General features: G+C 38.5%; 17 protein-coding genes. All 17 read left to right on the top strand.

Translation table 11 applies throughout. From position 1 onward, the window contains the following. Positions 1–49 precede the first annotated feature (49 nt). Positions 50–2,236, top strand: a complete 2,187-nt coding sequence (gene infB / locus J2S74_RS05040) for a translation initiation factor IF-2 (protein WP_307322625.1) — start codon at positions 50–52, stop codon at positions 2,234–2,236. Beyond that, the gene (locus tag J2S74_RS05035) at positions 2,233–2,514 is read left to right on the top strand and encodes a DUF503 domain-containing protein (protein WP_307322623.1); all 282 of its coding nucleotides are present in this window, start codon (positions 2,233–2,235) and stop codon (positions 2,512–2,514) included. The genes infB and J2S74_RS05035 overlap by 4 nt, the downstream gene beginning before the upstream one ends. 37 nt (positions 2,515–2,551) lie before the next feature. Beyond that, positions 2,552–2,902 (top strand): 30S ribosome-binding factor RbfA, encoded by a 351-nt coding sequence (gene rbfA / locus J2S74_RS05030; protein WP_307322620.1) that lies wholly within the window; start codon positions 2,552–2,554, stop codon positions 2,900–2,902. A 307-nt stretch (positions 2,903–3,209) separates the two neighbouring features. Then, on the top strand, positions 3,210–4,121 hold the full coding sequence (gene truB / locus J2S74_RS05025) for a tRNA pseudouridine(55) synthase TruB (protein ID WP_307323163.1): 912 nt from the start codon (positions 3,210–3,212) through the stop codon (positions 4,119–4,121). Positions 4,122–4,170: 49 nt separating this feature from the next. Beyond that, complete coding sequence (gene ribF / locus J2S74_RS05020) at positions 4,171–5,136, top strand: bifunctional riboflavin kinase/FAD synthetase (RefSeq protein WP_307323160.1); 966 nt, start codon at positions 4,171–4,173, stop codon at positions 5,134–5,136. A 113-nt stretch (positions 5,137–5,249) separates the two neighbouring features. Beyond that, positions 5,250–5,519, top strand: coding sequence for a 30S ribosomal protein S15 (gene rpsO, locus J2S74_RS05015; RefSeq protein ID WP_307322617.1), 270 nt, complete (start codon positions 5,250–5,252; stop codon positions 5,517–5,519). A 241-nt stretch (positions 5,520–5,760) separates the two neighbouring features. Further along, complete coding sequence (gene pnp / locus J2S74_RS05010) at positions 5,761–7,851, top strand: polyribonucleotide nucleotidyltransferase (RefSeq protein WP_307322615.1); 2,091 nt, start codon at positions 5,761–5,763, stop codon at positions 7,849–7,851. Positions 7,852–7,981: 130 nt separating this feature from the next. Further along, entirely contained in the window at positions 7,982–8,941 is a 960-nt protein-coding gene (locus tag J2S74_RS05005) for a polysaccharide deacetylase family protein (RefSeq protein ID WP_307322612.1), read from the top strand. Positions 8,942–8,994: 53 nt separating this feature from the next. Next, positions 8,995–10,233 (top strand): M16 family metallopeptidase, encoded by a 1,239-nt coding sequence (locus tag J2S74_RS05000; protein WP_307322610.1) that lies wholly within the window; start codon positions 8,995–8,997, stop codon positions 10,231–10,233. A 178-nt stretch (positions 10,234–10,411) separates the two neighbouring features. Further along, positions 10,412–10,642: a YlmC/YmxH family sporulation protein gene (locus tag J2S74_RS04995; RefSeq protein WP_013489038.1), complete on the top strand. Its 231-nt coding sequence runs from the start codon at positions 10,412–10,414 to the stop codon at positions 10,640–10,642. Between the two features lie 247 nt (positions 10,643–10,889). Next, positions 10,890–11,792, top strand: coding sequence for a dipicolinic acid synthetase subunit A (gene dpaA, locus J2S74_RS04990; protein ID WP_307322602.1), 903 nt, complete (start codon positions 10,890–10,892; stop codon positions 11,790–11,792). 1 nt (position 11,793) lies between these two features. Further along, a complete protein-coding gene (locus J2S74_RS04985) occupies positions 11,794–12,387 on the top strand; it encodes a dipicolinate synthase subunit B (RefSeq protein WP_307322600.1) in 594 nt (197 codons plus the stop codon). Positions 12,388–12,633: 246 nt separating this feature from the next. Continuing rightward, positions 12,634–13,683 carry an aspartate-semialdehyde dehydrogenase gene (asd, locus tag J2S74_RS04980; protein ID WP_307322599.1) on the top strand — a complete coding sequence of 350 codons (1,050 nt, stop codon included), beginning with the start codon at positions 12,634–12,636 and terminating at the stop codon, positions 13,681–13,683. Positions 13,684–13,767: 84 nt separating this feature from the next. Further along, the gene (gene dapG, locus J2S74_RS04975) at positions 13,768–14,988 is read left to right on the top strand and encodes an aspartate kinase (RefSeq protein ID WP_307322598.1); all 1,221 of its coding nucleotides are present in this window, start codon (positions 13,768–13,770) and stop codon (positions 14,986–14,988) included. A gap of 20 nt (positions 14,989–15,008) precedes the next feature. Then, complete coding sequence (gene dapA / locus J2S74_RS04970; RefSeq protein ID WP_307322596.1) at positions 15,009–15,875, top strand: 4-hydroxy-tetrahydrodipicolinate synthase; 867 nt, start codon at positions 15,009–15,011, stop codon at positions 15,873–15,875. A gap of 122 nt (positions 15,876–15,997) precedes the next feature. Beyond that, positions 15,998–16,756 (top strand): ClpP family protease, encoded by a 759-nt coding sequence (locus tag J2S74_RS04965; protein ID WP_307322594.1) that lies wholly within the window; start codon positions 15,998–16,000, stop codon positions 16,754–16,756. Next, positions 16,753–16,974, top strand: a complete 222-nt coding sequence (locus tag J2S74_RS04960) for a YlzJ-like family protein (RefSeq protein ID WP_307322593.1) — start codon at positions 16,753–16,755, stop codon at positions 16,972–16,974. The genes J2S74_RS04965 and J2S74_RS04960 overlap by 4 nt, the downstream gene beginning before the upstream one ends. Positions 16,975–17,024 lie beyond the last annotated feature (50 nt).

Below are 17,024 nucleotides of genomic sequence, written 5' to 3'. Positions count from 1 at the left end.
ATCGCATAAGCCATATAGATGGAACAGCACGAAGGTGGGAGGTAAGTATATGAGGAAAATGCGTATTTATGAATATGCTAAAGAGAACAATACAACAAGTAAAGCTGTCATCAAGAAATTAACAGATATGGGGATTGAAGTGACTAATCATATGAGCGTAATTCAAGGAGAAACATTGGAGAAATTAGAATCAGAAGCAAAAGGGAAAACAGAAAAAGCAAATTCCCAAGGAAATCAAAAAGCTGCCGAAAAGTCGAACCAGCCTTCGAATGAAAACAATAAGAAACCTTCACCACATTCAAAAGAGAAAAACGAGAAGGAAGAGCCAACGAAAGAAAAGCCAGTTAAAAAGCAATTTAAAGACGACGACGAAAAGAAGCGTAATAGATCAAAAGACAACAAGAAAAAAGGGAAACAATATAACCAGAAGCATCAAGAAGTAAAGAGTAATAGACAAGGACAAACGCCTCCGGCAAAAAAGGAAACACCTAAAAAAGTAACTTACAGCTTACCAATAACCGTTGGGGCATTTGCTGAAAAAATTAATAAAGAGCCTTCAGAAATTATTAAAAAACTTATGTTTTTAGGAGTTATGGCTACCATTAATCAAGAGTTGGACAATGATTCCATTGAACTATTAGCAGAAGAATTCGGTATCGAAGTGGAAGAAGAAGTTGTCATTGATGAAACAGAGTTTGAAAACTTCGATGAGGTGGATGATCCAGCAGCATTAAAAGAGCGTCCTCCTGTAGTAACAATAATGGGACACGTTGACCACGGGAAAACAACCCTTTTAGACAGTATTCGTCATACAAAGGTAACCGCGGGAGAAGCTGGTGGTATTACCCAGCATATTGGTGCCTATCAAGTAGAGGAAAATGGAAAGAAAATCACTTTCCTTGATACACCAGGTCACGCAGCATTTACTACAATGCGTGCAAGGGGTGCACAAGTTACAGATATTACAATATTAGTAGTTGCTGCAGATGATGGTGTTATGCCGCAAACGGTTGAAGCTATCAACCACGCTAAAGCAGCAAATGTTCCTATTATAGTTGCCGTAAATAAAATTGATAAGGAAGCATCTAACCCTGATCGAGTGATGCAAGAATTAACAGAGCATGGGTTAGTATCAGAAGCTTGGGGCGGAGAAACTATCTTCGTTAACGTTTCAGCACTTAACGGAACTGGTATCGATGAGTTATTAGAGATGATTCTTCTAGTTGCAGAAGTGGAAGAGCTTAAAGCAAACCCAGATAAGCCAGCAAGAGGGACAGTAGTTGAAGCGGAGTTGGATCGTGGTCGTGGTCCTGTAGCTACATTATTAGTTCAGGCTGGAACTCTTCATGTAGGTGATCCGATTGTTGTTGGAAACACATTTGGACGTGTTCGAGCTATGGTAAATGACCGGGGCCGTCGAGTCAAGTCTGTTGGTCCATCTACCCCAGTTGAAATTACTGGTTTAAATGCTGTTCCACAAGCGGGAGATCAATTCCTAGTGTTTGAAGATGAGAAGAAAGCTCGTCAAATTGGTGAAACACGTGCGATGAAACAGCGTGAAGCAGACCGAAGGGAATCTTCCAGAGTAAGTCTTGACGATTTATTCGAACAAATCCAACAAGGGGATTTAAAGGAAATTAATGTCATTGTGAAAGCGGACGTACAAGGCTCTGTAGAAGCAATGAGAGGCTCCTTAGAAAAGATCGAAGTAGAAGGTGTTAAAGTAAATATTATCCATACTGGTGTAGGAGCTATTGCGGAATCTGATATTATTTTAGCAAGTGCCTCCAATGCTATCGTAATAGGCTTTAACGTTCGTCCAGATGTCAATGCGAAGCGGACAGCGGAAGCGGAGGGTGTTGACATTCGTCTTCACCGTGTTATTTATAACGCCATCGATGAAGTAGAAGCTGCGATGAAGGGTATGCTTGACCCTGAATATAAGGAAAAAGTAATTGGTCAAGCAGAAGTACGCCAAACCTTTAAAGTATCTAGAATCGGTACTATTGCAGGTTCATATGTTACAGATGGAAAAATTACGAGAGATGCCACAGTAAGACTTATTCGTGATGGTGTTGTTATCTTTGAAGGGGAAGTAAATGCGTTAAAACGATTTAAAGATGATGTAAAAGAGGTTGCACAAAATTACGAATGTGGTATTACCCTTGAAAACTTTAATGATGTTAAAGAGGGAGATATCATTGAAGCGTATGTAATGGAGGAAATTAAGCGTTGATTCTAGGTACCATCATCGTAGATGCTATCATCTATGATGCACAATCCTTAAAGGATAAACGTTCCGTCTTAAAAAGTGTATCAACTAGAATAAGACAACGATATAATGTATCCATCACAGAGTCTGATCATCAAGATGTTTGGCAACGTACACAGTGGATTGTTGTATCAGTAGGAACAGCTCGAACTCAAGTAGAAAAAGAATTACAACGGGCATTGACCGTCATCGATAATCACCCCGATCTAGAGGTAACAACAGTAGATTGGGAGTGGTTATAGATGACAGATCTATACTTTGACAGGGGTGTGTTAACTTATGAGTAATGTTCGTGCCAATCGCGTAGGAGAACAAATAAAGAAGGAATTAACAGAAATCATTCAACGAGAGCTAAAGGACCCTCGAATCGGTTTTATCACTGTAACAGCAGTGGAGGTAACTGGGGACTTACAACAGGCAACTGCCTACATTACTGTTTTTGGAGATGACGACCAACGCACGAAAACATTGGAGGGTTTGGGAAAGGCAAAAGGCTTTATTCGTTCTGAAATTGGCCAACGTATTCAGCTTCGAAAAACACCCGAACTATCTTTTAAATTTGATGAAAGCATTGAACGGGGCAATCGAATAGAAGAGTTACTCCGCAAGCTGAATCAAGACGATAAATAAGGATGGTATGGGGATAGATTTTTCGTCTATCCCCTTTTCTTTTTGGCTCTCTACGTATAACTTGATGTTTTTCATAGCTCGAAGGAGTGAAAGGCTCCGTTGCCCACAAGCGGGACCTGAGACGCTTCCTCGAGTAGTTGGCGTCGAGTAATCGCAGACGCAGGACGTGGGCTGCCCTTAGGCGTAATTGGTCCGCCTGTAACGTATTTGAGCGAATCTACCTGACAATAAGCAAACTAACTTTTAGAAAACAACAGCCATACTATTTTATTTTATTAATTTGGAGGTGGAAAAGATGAAAAATGAAGTGAACGGAGTTTTGCCATTGTGGAAGCCCCGAGGAATGACTTCCTTTGCTGCTGTACAGGAAGTTAAGAAGATTTTTTGGACGAAGAGGGCAGGTCATACCGGTACACTGGACCCTGATGTGGATGGCGTTCTGCCTATTTGTTTGGGCCGTGCTACCAAAATTGTCGAATACTTAACTGCCGACAGAAAAACGTATGAGGGAGAAGTAACATTAGGCTACTCCACTACCACGGAAGATCAATCAGGGGAAATAGTGGAAAAAAAGTTGGTAGACCGAATTATAAAAGAAGAAGAAGTGCTCCGTATTTTTCAAGAGTTAACGGGTGAGATCAAACAGATTCCTCCTATGTTTTCCGCTGTAAAGGTTAAGGGAAAACGTCTATATGAATATGCCCGTGAAGGTATAACAGTGGAACGGCCAGAACGGATAGTTACCATTTATAATTTAGAACTTCTTTCACCTATCGAAAAAACAGAAGAAGGTTATGTTCGTTTTCGGTTTAGAGCTACGTGTAGTAAAGGGACATATATTCGAACTCTTTCTGTAACAATTGGTGAAAAATTAGGGTTTCCCGCACATATGTCTTTATTGACCCGAACAGCATCAGGGGTATTTTCTAAGGAAAATTGTATCCCATTAGAGGAATTAAAGTTACAGGAAGAACAAAGGGATAAATACATAATCTCTGTGGAAGATGCACTAAAGGAATACCCTAAGAAGATCATTGGCCTAGATACGGAACAGAAGGTGTTAAATGGTGCAATATTGCCTTTTTCTATCATTAATATGGACGAACCTTTAATTGCTCTGTATAATCAACAGGGGAAATGCTTAGCATTATATGAAAAGCACCCAAAGAGACACGGTATGATGAAACCTGCAAAAATGTTAGTGTCTGTGGATTCCTAAAATCTTTTACTTCCTTCAAAAGTAAGAAGGAGCAGCCGAGGTGGAGAAAGTGAAAACGATAAAAATCAAACATCCTCATTACCATATTGAGCTGCCAAAGCTTTCCTTGGCATTGGGCTTTTTTGATGGTGTACATGCAGGACATCAAACAGTTATCGAAAAAGCAAAAGAGGAAGCAAAGAAGCGGGGGATAAAATCTGGGGTAATGACTTTTTTTCCTCATCCGAAAGAAGTATTAAGAAAAGATAGCAGAGTACGTTATTTAACTTCTATGAAACAAAAACAAGCCTTAATAGAAATGTTAGGTGTTGATTATTTAATTATAATTGATTTTGATAATGGATTTTCTGAACTAACCCCCCAACAATTTGTGGATTATTATTTAATAGGGTTAAATGTGAAACACGTTGTGGCAGGGTTTGATTATACTTACGGAAGGTTAGGGAAAGGAACAATGGAGACACTTCCCTTTCATTCCCGAAATAAATTAACCTATACTACTGTTGGAAAAGTAGAATTTAAGGGAGAAAAAATAAGTTCAACAAGTATTCGACAGGCGTTAGAAGATGGTAATCTTTCCAAAGTAAACCGCTATCTAGGAAGAAATTACGAGACAGAAGGTGTTGTAGTACATGGAGAAAAACGAGGAAGAACCATTGGTTTTCCAACGGCAAATGTTCAACTTGAAGCCCGTACATATATCCCTGCTGTAGGTGTATATTTCGTCCGTTTATTTGTCAATAATGAATGGTATGATGGGGTGTGTAATATAGGATACAAACCGACTTTCCATAATGATAAAGAAGGTGCTCCTGTGGTTGAAGTCCACCTCCTTCATTTTAACGACAATATTTATGGTTCATCTGTTAAAATACAATGGATGGAGAAAATAAGGGATGAAAAGAAGTTTGATTCTGTTAACCAATTAATAAATCAATTGGAAAAAGATGTACAAGCAGCCAAAAATTATTTTGCAACCGAAGAAAATTCAACATCATTTTGTAATAATCCTTGATTATTGATGAGAATACTAGTATGCTTATATATGTTCTAAAACCATTGCTTGGCGGAACGATTCACCAACGTCTGCTCGGCTTATGGGGATTTTAATTGAAGGAGGTGGAACGGATGGCACTAACACAAGAACGTAAAAATGAAATTATCCAAAATTTCAAGACGCATGAGAATGATACAGGTTCTCCTGAAGTTCAAATTGCTATCCTTACTGAGCAAATCAACACGCTTAATGAGCACTTACGTACTCACAAGAAAGATCACCATTCACGTCGTGGTCTTCTAAAAATGGTTGGTCAGCGTCGTAACCTACTTACGTATCTACGTAATAAAGACGTTACTCGCTACCGTCAACTTATTGACAGACTTGGTCTACGTCGATAATGAAGATAAAAAGCGGGATGATATTTCCCGCTTTTTTTTGTATGTTCATAAATTGCCACTATTCCTTATTTCTACATTTTTTGTTATGATTAAGCTTAGGGGCTTTAAAAAAGGATAAACTTTCCTTCATTTCCAGTGTGAAATCAATTTTTTTCAAAGACAACAGGTTTACTACATAAAAAAAAGCCAACAATAATTATAATAAGTCAAGATTAAAGGGACGAGAGGAGTACTCGTAAAGATGAATCAAGAAAAACAAACATTTTCAATGGAATGGGCAGGTCGTACGTTGACCTTTGAAATTGGACAACTTGCTAAACAAGCAAATGGTGCCGTTTTAGTGCGCTATGGCGATACAGCAGTACTATCAACAGCAACGATGTCAAAGGAACCGAAAGATCTTCCGTTTTTCCCATTAACTGTTAATTATGAAGAGAGATTGTATGCTGCTGGTAAGATCCCAGGAGGCTTCATTAAACGTGAAGGCCGTCCGAGTGATCATGCTGTTCTAACAAGCCGTTTAATAGACCGGCCAATTCGACCGTTATTTCCAGATGGGTTTAGAAATGATGTACAAGTTATCAGTATTGTAATGAGTAACGATCAGGATGCACCAGCTGAAATGGCAGCGATGATCGGTTCTTCCCTTGCACTTTCTGTATCTGATATTCCATTTTCCGGCCCAATAGCAGGTGTAACAGTAGGGCGAATTGATGGAGAATTTATCATTAATCCTACTCCTGGTGAATTGGACAAAAGCGACATTGAACTTGTAGTAGCAGGTACAAAAGAAGCTATTAATATGGTAGAGGCAGGTGCCGAAGAGGTGCCGGAAGAAACCATGCTGGAAGCAATCATGTATGGACATGATGAAATCAAGAAAATTATTGCATTCCAAGAAGAAGTGGTTGCGCAAGTGGGTAAAGAAAAAGTAGAGGTTCAATTAAAGGAAGTAGATGCTGAACTCGAAGCAGAGCTTCGTGAAAAGGCTATGACTGAATTGAAAACCGCTGCATTAGTAGAGGAAAAGCATGCCCGTGAAGCTGCTGTAAAAGAAGTAATGGACAGAATTACTGAAGAATACATTACAGAAGAAGAAGACCGCTCTTCTGAGGCACGTGAAGTATTGGACAAGTTATTTAAAGAAACTGTCCGTGTGTTAATCACAAAGGACAAAATACGTCCAGACGGAAGAAAACCGGATGAAATTCGCCCATTAGCTTCTGAAACGGATGTTCTTCCAAGAACACATGGATCTGGATTGTTTACTCGTGGGCAAACACAGGCCCTTAGTGTTTGTACATTAGGAGCCTTAGGTGATGTTCAAATATTAGACGGATTAGGTATCGAAGAATCCAAACGTTTTATGCATCACTATAATTTCCCATCCTTCAGTGTGGGAGAAACAGGACCAATTCGCGGACCTGGCCGTCGTGAAATTGGTCATGGTGCATTAGGTGAAAGGGCTCTTGAACAAGTTATTCCTTCAGAAAATGAATTTCCATACACCATTCGTCTAGTTTCTGAGGTCCTTGAGTCTAATGGCTCCACATCACAGGCAAGTATTTGCGCAAGTACCCTTGCAATGATGGCAGCAGGTGTGCCAATTAAGGCTCCAGTTGCTGGTATTGCTATGGGACTTGTTAAACATGAAGAGGATGTTACTATCTTAACAGATATTCAAGGTATGGAAGATGCTCTAGGGGATATGGACTTTAAAGTTGCTGGTACTTCCCAAGGAATTACAGCAATTCAAATGGATATCAAAATTGCAGGGATTAGCCGTGAAATTTTAGAAGAAGCATTAGATCAAGCCAAACGTGGTCGATTGCAAATTTTAGAAAATATGTTGTCAGCTATTCCTGAATCTCGTAAAGAATTAAGTCAATATGCGCCTAAGATACTAACAATGAAGATTAACCCTGATAAAATCCGTGATGTTATTGGACCGAGTGGAAAAATGATTAACCAAATCATTGAAGATACTGGGGTAAAAATTGATATCGAACAAGATGGTATGGTATATATCGCTTCTGCTGATAAGGAAATGAACGATAAGGCGAAACAAATTATCGAAGATATTGTTCGAGAAGTGGAAGTTGGGCAAACATACTTAGGAAAAGTAAAACGAATTGAAAAGTTTGGTGCATTCGTTGAGCTATTTAAAGGGAAGGATGGATTAGTCCATATTTCTCAGCTGGCTAAAGAAAGAGTAAATAAAGTAGAAGACGTAGTTTCCATTGGGGACGAGATACTTGTTAAGGTTACAGAAATTGATAACCAAGGCCGTGTTAACCTTTCAAGAAAAGTCCTCCTAGCGGATGAAAAATAGGAATAAGTTAACAAAAGACTAGACTGGGTACATTATTTCCCAGTCTTTTTTCCTTTACCTCGGTGCGCTTCGCTTTTCTGTTCTACCTTGTCCATGTTTTGCATATTCCTAGTGGTGAGGGGGAATGGGAATGATGAAGAGGTTTATATTACAAAGTGCAACGTTCATTTTAATTTTATTACTTTCTTTTTCTAGTGTGGAACATCCAATTACCACTGGTTATATAAATGAATTAAGGGATCAGGCAATTACGGTTATGAAGGAAGAAGATCCTTTATATATGGAATTACTCCGTAAACAGAATGAATATAAGGTGGAACCACAAGATGCTGTTATAGATAAAGTATGGAAGGCGATTCCAGGTTTAAATGGTTTATCTGTAGACGTCCAAGCTTCCTATGAAGCAATGAAGGAAGATGGTTTCTTCCAAGAGGATAAGTTAGTCTTTAATCAAATTCCACCGGAAGTAACATTAAAGGACTTACCTCCTTCACCAATTTATCGAGGTCATAGTGAAAAGCCAATGGTTACATTCATGGTTAATGTTGCTTGGGGAAATGAGTATTTACCCGATATCTTAAAGATAATGAACAAGTACGATATTAAGTCTACGTTTTTTTTAGATGGCTCATGGGTAAAAAATAACCCTACTCTCGCTAAGATGATCGTAGAAGAAGGACACGAAATAGGAAATCATGCATATTCTCATCCTGATATGAAAAATTTAACGAGAGAACGTATTATAGAAGAAATCGTAAAAACAAATGAAGTTATTAAAGATACGATTAACCAAGAACCAAAATGGTTTGCACCACCTAGTGGAAGCTACCGTCAAGAAGTTGTGGAAGTGGCAGATGAGCTTGGTATGAATACAGTACTTTGGACTGTTGATACGATAGATTGGAGAAAGCCTGAGCCGAGAAGTATGGCAGATCGAATTATTGCTAAATCAGAGGCTGGTTCACTAGTATTAATGCACCCCACATCCTCGACTGCAGATGGACTCGAAATAATGATCGAGGGAATAATGAATAAAGGGTTTAAATTAGGCACATTAAGTGAAACGTTAAGTGAAAATAGGATACAATAATAAATAGTCATTGTTCTAGTTTGAATACATTGTAGATTATTAGGAGGATAACCGTGATAAAACGATTTACTGGAAGTAACGGTTTAAGAATTGTTTTCGAACCGAATAATACCGTCCGTTCCGTTGCAATTGGGATTTGGATCGGGACAGGTTCAAGGTTTGAAACGAAGCAGCAGAATGGAGTTTCGCATTTTTTAGAGCATATGTTTTTTAAAGGTACTAAATCAAGGACAGCTCAACAAATAGCAGAATCATTTGATTCCATTGGTGGGCATGTTAATGCCTTCACGTCGAAAGAGTACACCTGCTATTATGCAAAGGTATTAGACGATCATGCCAAGCATGCTGTAGATGTTCTTGCAGATATGTACTTTCATTCTACCTTTGATAAACATGAATTGGATAAAGAGAAGGGAGTCGTGCTAGAAGAGATAAAAATGTATGAAGATACTCCTGATGATATCGTTCATGATTTATTAAGCAGAGCCAGTTTTGGAGACCATCCCTTAGGATACCCTATTTTAGGAACAGAGGAAACGCTGTCTCAATTTTCCTCAGAATCTTTAGTTGACTACATGGACCAATATTATAATGCAGATAATGTGGTTATATCCATATGTGGTAATGTAGAGGAATCATTTGTAGCTTATGTTCAAGAGGTATTTGCTCCTATGAAGAAAGGAACAGGAAGGAAAGAGTTGATAAAGCCTACCTTTAACTCCGACCGTATAGCTAGAAAAAAGGACACGGAACAAGCACACCTCTGCATCGGGTTCGAAGGATTCCCATTAGACAATGAGGACATATTCAGCTTAGTACTATTAAATAATACCCTTGGCGGAAGTATGAGCAGCCGATTGTTCCAAGAAGTAAGAGAAAAAAGAGGGTTAGCCTATTCTGTCTTCTCCTATCATTCCGCATTCCACGATACAGGTATGCTCACAGTTTATGCAGGTACAGGTCAAGAGCAGCTTAATGAATTGTTTAAGGTTTTAATGGACACATTGGATAAAATTCGTGATGAGGGATTGACAGAGAGAGAGCTTCAAAATGGAAAGGAACAGCTTAAAGGGAGTATGATGCTTGGTTTAGAAAGTACCAATAGTAGAATGAGCCGTAACGGTAAGAATGAACTGCTTTTAGGAAAGCACCGAAGCTTAGATGAAATAGTCGAAGCGGTGGATCGTGTAACCCTTGATATGATTCGAGAAACAAGTGATCAAATCTTTTCAAAGGATTATTCCCTAACATTAATTAGTTCCAAAGGTGAGTTGCCAAATGGAATCCATTAATGTGGGTCGATAATTTACAGTAGTAAACTGCGCGTGTTTTTCTTTTAGTGGAAAACACGCGTTTTTTGTTGATAGGAAGGCTCATTTCAGACCCTAATCGAATAAATTCCACTCATCTGATAGCATGTTTTTCCCCTTTTCTCATACGATGGTATAAAGGCAAACGGGGGGATGAACCTTGAGACTAAGTGAAATAAGTAATAAGGAAATTATTGATTATCAAAAGGGTGAACGTTTAGGTGTATTAGGGCAGACCGACCTAATAATTGATGAAAAAAATGGACAAATTGAAGCTTTTGTAATCCCTACACTAAAATGGTTTGGCTTAGGCAAGCGGGAAAAGGAAGTTACGGTCTATTGGAAACAAATTAAAAAAATTGGTCAGGATATGATTATTATTGAAGTTTAAGATTCTGTTCAAAACTCTATGTCTTGAAGCAGCTTGAAGGGTAATTCCTTTAAGCTTTTTTTAATTTAGACTCTTTTGTAAAAGATTGCTGCCTCATTTTACGTTTATTTAAGATATCTATCCTTAAGAAAATTTTTATTTTGTCTATGTTTCACACCAATGAGGGCTCCTACATAAGATGTTGTGAACATCGCAAGCAAGGTCCCCTTTAAAATAAAAAGTCATGTAGAAAGGGGAGATAGTTGTTTTGTTAACTGATATGCACATTGCCGTAATAGGTGGAGATGCAAGACAATTAGAAGTAATTCGTAAGCTATCTGAGCAAGATGCCAAAATATCACTTATCGGGTTTGACCAGCTTGATGATGGTTTTGTGGGGTCGTACAAAGAAACATTTGATACGATTAATCCAAAAACAGTGGATGCCATTGTCTTACCTGTCAGTGGTATGAATGAAGATAGGGAGATCGAATCTATTTTTTCGAGGGATAAAACAATCTTGCCAGAAGATTGGTTAGAAAAAACGAAAAAACACTCTATTATTTATACTGGAATATCAAATGATCGATTGAAGGAAATGGCTAAACAATCTAATAAGAAGCTGGTGGAACTTGTGGAAAGAGATGACGTAGCGATTTATAACTCAATTCCTACTGCTGAAGGGACGATTATGATTGTAATCCAAAACACAGATATAACTATCCACAATTCCAATGTAATTGTGACTGGTTTTGGTCGTGTAGGTAAAACTATTGCCCGCACCTTTCAGAACTTAGGTGCTAACGTAAAGGTAGCCGCTGATGAACCGGAACTTCGGGCTAGGGCATTCGAGTATCATTTAGAAAGCTTCCCAGTTAAGGACTTATCAAAACACGTGGCGGATGCAGATGTTGTCATAAATACAATACCTGCCCATGTAGTTTCGGCTAACGTTCTATCTAAAATGATGCCCCATGCACTAGTAGTAGATTTGGCTTCAAAGCCTGGAGGTACTGACTTTAGATATGCTGAAAAAAGAGGGATAAAAGCGTTGCTAGCTCTAGGACTTCCCGGAATAGTAGCACCAAAAACAGCAGGTCAAATCATTGCTGGTGTATTAACCACTTTACTACAGGAGCACTGGGAAGAAATTAAAGGAGGAAGAAAGTAATATGTCACTTAAGGGGAAACATATCGGCTTCGGTTTAACAGGATCCCATTGTACGTATGAAGAGGTCTTGCCAGTTATGGAGCAGTTAGTAAAAGAAGGAGCTCGTGTGACTCCATTTGTAAGCTATACCGTTCAAACAACAGATACGAAGTTTGGGAAAAGTGCAGATTGGCTGGAGAAAATTCAACAAATCACAGATGAGCCATTAGTAGATACAATCCCTAAGGCTGAGCCATTTGGACCTCAAACTCCATTAGACTGCATGGTAATTGCCCCGATGACAGGTAATTCAACCAGTAAGCTTGCTAATGCATTAACGGATTCTCCCGTTCTAATGGGGGCAAAGGCAACACTTCGAACAGGACGTCCAGTTGTTCTTGCAATTTCTACAAACGACGCACTCGGTTTAAATGGAGTTAACGTTATGAAGCTCATGGCAACAAAAAACATTTATTTTGTACCGTTTGGGCAAGATCATCCTTTTAAGAAACCTAATTCCTTAGTTGCTGATATGACAAAGCTTCCTGATACAGTTAAGGCTGCTCTAAATCATGAACAATTACAGCCCGTTTTAATAGAAAGATATAAAGATTAGTGAAAAAAGAAGAAACTATTGATAAAATATAGATATAATGTAAGATGATAATATCTTGCTTGTATCGTATAAATCGTAGTTAAGGTAGATTACCTTAACTACGTATGTTTTTGCTATTTCCAATAGACAGTTTATAGATACTTGAAAAGTGTATATAAATGACAAAGCGATCAAGCAAAATCTTATCTAAGAAAAATCAGTTTACATTAAATAATTCGTTGCAATTTTGAAAGGAGATTTTTTGTCATGAGTCAAACAGGATATCGAGTAGCAGTAGTTGGAGCAACGGGTGCTGTTGGTCAACAAATGCTTAAAACATTAGAGCGTTTAAATTTTCCAGTAGCATCATTACTCCCCCTTTCTTCTAAGCGTTCAGCAGGAAAGAAGATTACATTTAAAGGGGAAGAAATTACCGTTCAAGAAGCAACACCAGAATCATTTGAAGGAATTCAGCTAGCGTTATTTAGTGCAGGTGGTTCCGTTTCGAAAGCACTTGCTCCAGAAGCTGTGAAACGCGGCGCAATTGTTGTTGATAATACGAGTGCTTTCCGAATGGATCCAAATATCCCTTTGGTTGTTCCAGAAGTAAATGAACAAGATTTGAAGGAACATAACGGAATTATCGCTAATCCAAACTGTTCCACTATTCAAATGGTAGTTGCTCTAGAGCCGATTCGTAAGGCTTTCGGTTTGAATAAAATTGTAGTATCTACGTATCAAGCTGTTTCTGGTGCAGGTGCAGAAGCAATTGACGAAATGTATAACCAATCCAAGCAAGTAATGAATAATGAAGAAGTTACAAAAGAGATTTTACCGGTTGGTGGCGATAAAAAGCATTATCAAATTGCTTTTAACGCAGTTCCACAAATTGATTTATTCCAAGAAAATGGATTTACCTTTGAAGAAATGAAAATGATTAATGAAACGAAAAAAATCATGCACGATAATGAATTACACGTAGCTGCGACATGTGTACGTCTCCCTGTGGAAACAGGACATTCTGAGTCTATATATATTGAAGTGGAAAAGAATGGTGTATCTGTAAAAGATCTGCATGAGGTTTTACAAGAGGCTCCAGGGTTAACCTTGCAAGATGATCCAACACAGCAAATCTATCCAATGGCCATTGATGCTGCTGGAAAAGACGATGTGTTTGTAGGCCGTATTAGAAAAGATTTAGATAATACTACTGGATTTCACCTTTGGGTAGTAGCAGATAATTTATTAAAAGGTGCAGCGTTAAACTCTGTACAAATAGCATTCTCCTTACAAAAACTAGGTTTATTAAAAGACTAATAGATCTTATTTAAAGGACTTATTAATTTATGAACTTTCTCTGCTCGATCACATTTTACTATAAAAGGTGGATGAGAATTAAAGATGAAAATTATAGTTCAAAAATTTGGGGGGACTTCTGTAAAAAATGAAGAACTCCGTGAACTAGCATCTGAGCATGTTCAGGATGCTATAAACGAAGGAAATAAAGTCGTTGTGGTAGTATCTGCAATGGGCAGAAAAGGAGATCCTTATGCTACAGATACATTGCTAGATTTGGTAGAGGGGAACAAAAGCCATGTATCAAAAAGAGAGTTGGACTTATTAGCAGCATGTGGGGAAACCATTTCATCCGTTGTTTTCTCTAATTTACTAAACAAAAAAGGTATTAAGTCATTAGCAATGACTGGTGCTGAAGCTGGCTTTAGGACAAATGAAGATTACACAAATGCTAAAATTTTAGAGATGAAAGTAAATAATTTGTTGAATGAATTGGAAAACTATGATGCTATCGTTGTTACAGGATTCCAAGGTCAAACTCCTAAAGGAACTACTGCTACTTTAGGCAGGGGTGGCAGTGATACATCTGCAACTGCCCTGGGTGCTGCTTTAGGAGCAGAAGTTGTTGACATTTTTACAGATGTTGAGGGTGTGATGACAGCTGATCCTCGGATTGTTACTAATGCTAAACCGTTAAATGTGGTAACTTATAACGAGATTTGTAACTTAGCCTATCAGGGTGCGAAAGTGATTCACCCTCGGGCAGTAGAGGTTGCTATGCAAGCAAAAGTTCCAATACGAATTAGATCAACGTCTTCTAAGGAAAAAGGAACGCTTATTACGTCTAGTATTACGGATAATGTAGGCAGAGATGTTGAAGAACGACTCATTACTGGAATTGCTCATGTAAGTAATGTTACACAAATAAAAGTTTTCTCAGAAGATGGAAACTATGATTTACAGTCAAAGGTTTTTAAAGCGATGGCAAATGAAGGTATATCTGTAGACTTCATTAATATTCATCCCATGGGGGTAGTTTATACTGTCAGTGATGAAGTGGCTGACAAAGCTGTCTCCATACTGGAGGCCATTAATTTAAAGCCAGTAATATTAAAAAACTGTGCAAAGGTTTCTGCTGTAGGGGCGGGGATGACAGGTGTCCCTGGAGTAACCTCACGTATCGTCGAAGCGTTAATTAGTAAAAACATTCCAATTCTCCAATCTGCTGATTCCCATACGACAATTTGGGTATTAGTAAGAGGAGAGGACATGATTAATGCTGTCAATGCTCTCCACGAAATGTTTTTAATTAAGAGTGATGATTGAGAAAGAAGGAGAGGATTTACATGAATTTCGGTCGAGTTGTTACCGCAATGGTTACACCATTCGACTCTAAAGGGAATGTTGATTTTCAGAAAACAACAAAGCTGTTAGAATATCTGATCGGGAATGGAACCGATGCAGTGGTTGTTTCAGGTACTACAGGAGAATCACCTACCTTATCAAACGAGGAAAAATTAGCTTTGTTCGAGCATGTTGTTAAGGTAGTTAAGGGGAGAATTCCTGTTATTGCTGGAACAGGCTCAAACAATACTTATGCTTCCATTGAATTAACCAGGAAAGCGGAGAGCTTAGGTGTTGATGCGGTTATGTTAGTGGCCCCATACTATAATAAGCCGACACAAAGGGGTTTGTATGAACATTTTAAAACCATTGCTGATAAAACATCTCTCCCTGTCATGATTTATAATGTACCGGGCCGTACTGTTTCGAATATAGAGGCAGACACCGTTATTGCCTTATCTAAGGTGAACAACATCGTGGCAGTAAAAGAAGCCAGTGGTGACTTAGATCAAATGACATCGATCATTGCCAATACAGATGACGATTTTGTATTATATTCAGGAGATGATTCATTAACATTACCTATTCTTTCCATAGGAGGAATTGGAGTAGTATCGGTAGCAAGTCATATTATTGGACCGAATTTACAAGAAATGATTCAATCCTTTGAAAAAGGTCAGACAGCACAGGCAGCAATTATTCATCAAAATATTCTTCCAATCATTAAGGCAGTATTTATGGCACCTAGTCCAACCCCTGTAAAAACAGCATTGCAGCTAAAAGGTCTAGATGTTGGCGGGGTTAGATTGCCGTTAGTACCACTCACTACTGAGGAACGGAAAACACTAGCTAAAATAATAAGTTCATAAAATAAATCAAAAAAGCTCCTTGCTTGTTCAAGCAAGGAGCTTTTTAGTGGGATTTTACTTTTCTTTTTGCATGATTTGATTAGTATCACTACATACTAGAACTGAAAGGAGTGGGTCTCGGAATGAGTGATGTATCAAATTCACCACAACCAACACCATCGAATCCCAACCAAGAGGGGAAAGATCAAAAAGAGTCAGGAATTTTAGATAAAATCCAACAATTAGGGCAAACGAACGTTCCGCAAATGGATCAGTCAAACATACATGTTTTAACAATTATTGGTCAAATTGAAGGCCATATGCAGCTGCCACCCCAAAACAAGACAACCAAATACGAACATATTATTCCACAATTAGTTGCTGCGGAGCAGAACCCTAAAATTGAAGGGTTATTAATTATATTAAATACTGTCGGTGGTGATGTGGAAGCAGGGTTAGCCTTAGCCGAAATGATTTCCTCCATGTCCAAACCAACAGTTACATTAGTATTAGGGGGCGGGCATTCTATCGGAGTCCCTATTGCCGTTGCAGCAGACTATTCCTTTATTGCTGAAACGGCAACGATGACTATCCATCCAGTCAGATTAACAGGTTTAGTTATCGGTGTACCACAAACATTTGAATACTTAGACAAAATGCAGGATCGTGTTGTAAGTTTTGTAACAAGGCACTCGTCCATATCTGAGGAGAATTTCAAAGAGTTAATGCTCTCTAAAGGAAACTTAACTCGAGATATTGGAAGTAATGTAGTTGGTAAAGATGCAGTTTCTTACGGTATTATTAATGAGGTTGGGGGAATTGGCCAAGCAATTAAAAAGTTAAATGAAATGATAGAACAAAATAGACCACAGTCACCTGGAAATGGGGATGTTGTCCAATGATCCTTTACACGTACCAAGCACAGGAATCTATTTTTCCTGTGGATGAACAGGAGTATAATAAGCAGCAGTTAGTGGATATACCGGGTGGACAACTGTTGGTTGAACGTGAAGAAGGAGAAATGGGGGGAGTAAATTACCGCATCGTTCGATTACTCTCAACAGATCCAAACATGTACTTAGACCAGAGATATACACCAGGACAATATTTTCAAATCTAACAAAGAAGAAAATCACCCCTTCTATGGAAAAGCATGGTTAAATTATGCTA

The organism is Evansella vedderi, from assembly GCF_030813435.1.
GTDB lineage: Bacteria > Bacillota > Bacilli > Bacillales > Salisediminibacteriaceae > Evansella > Evansella vedderi.
Note: the sequence above shows the minus strand (reverse complement) of the source record. Positions and strands in the feature narration are given on the sequence as shown.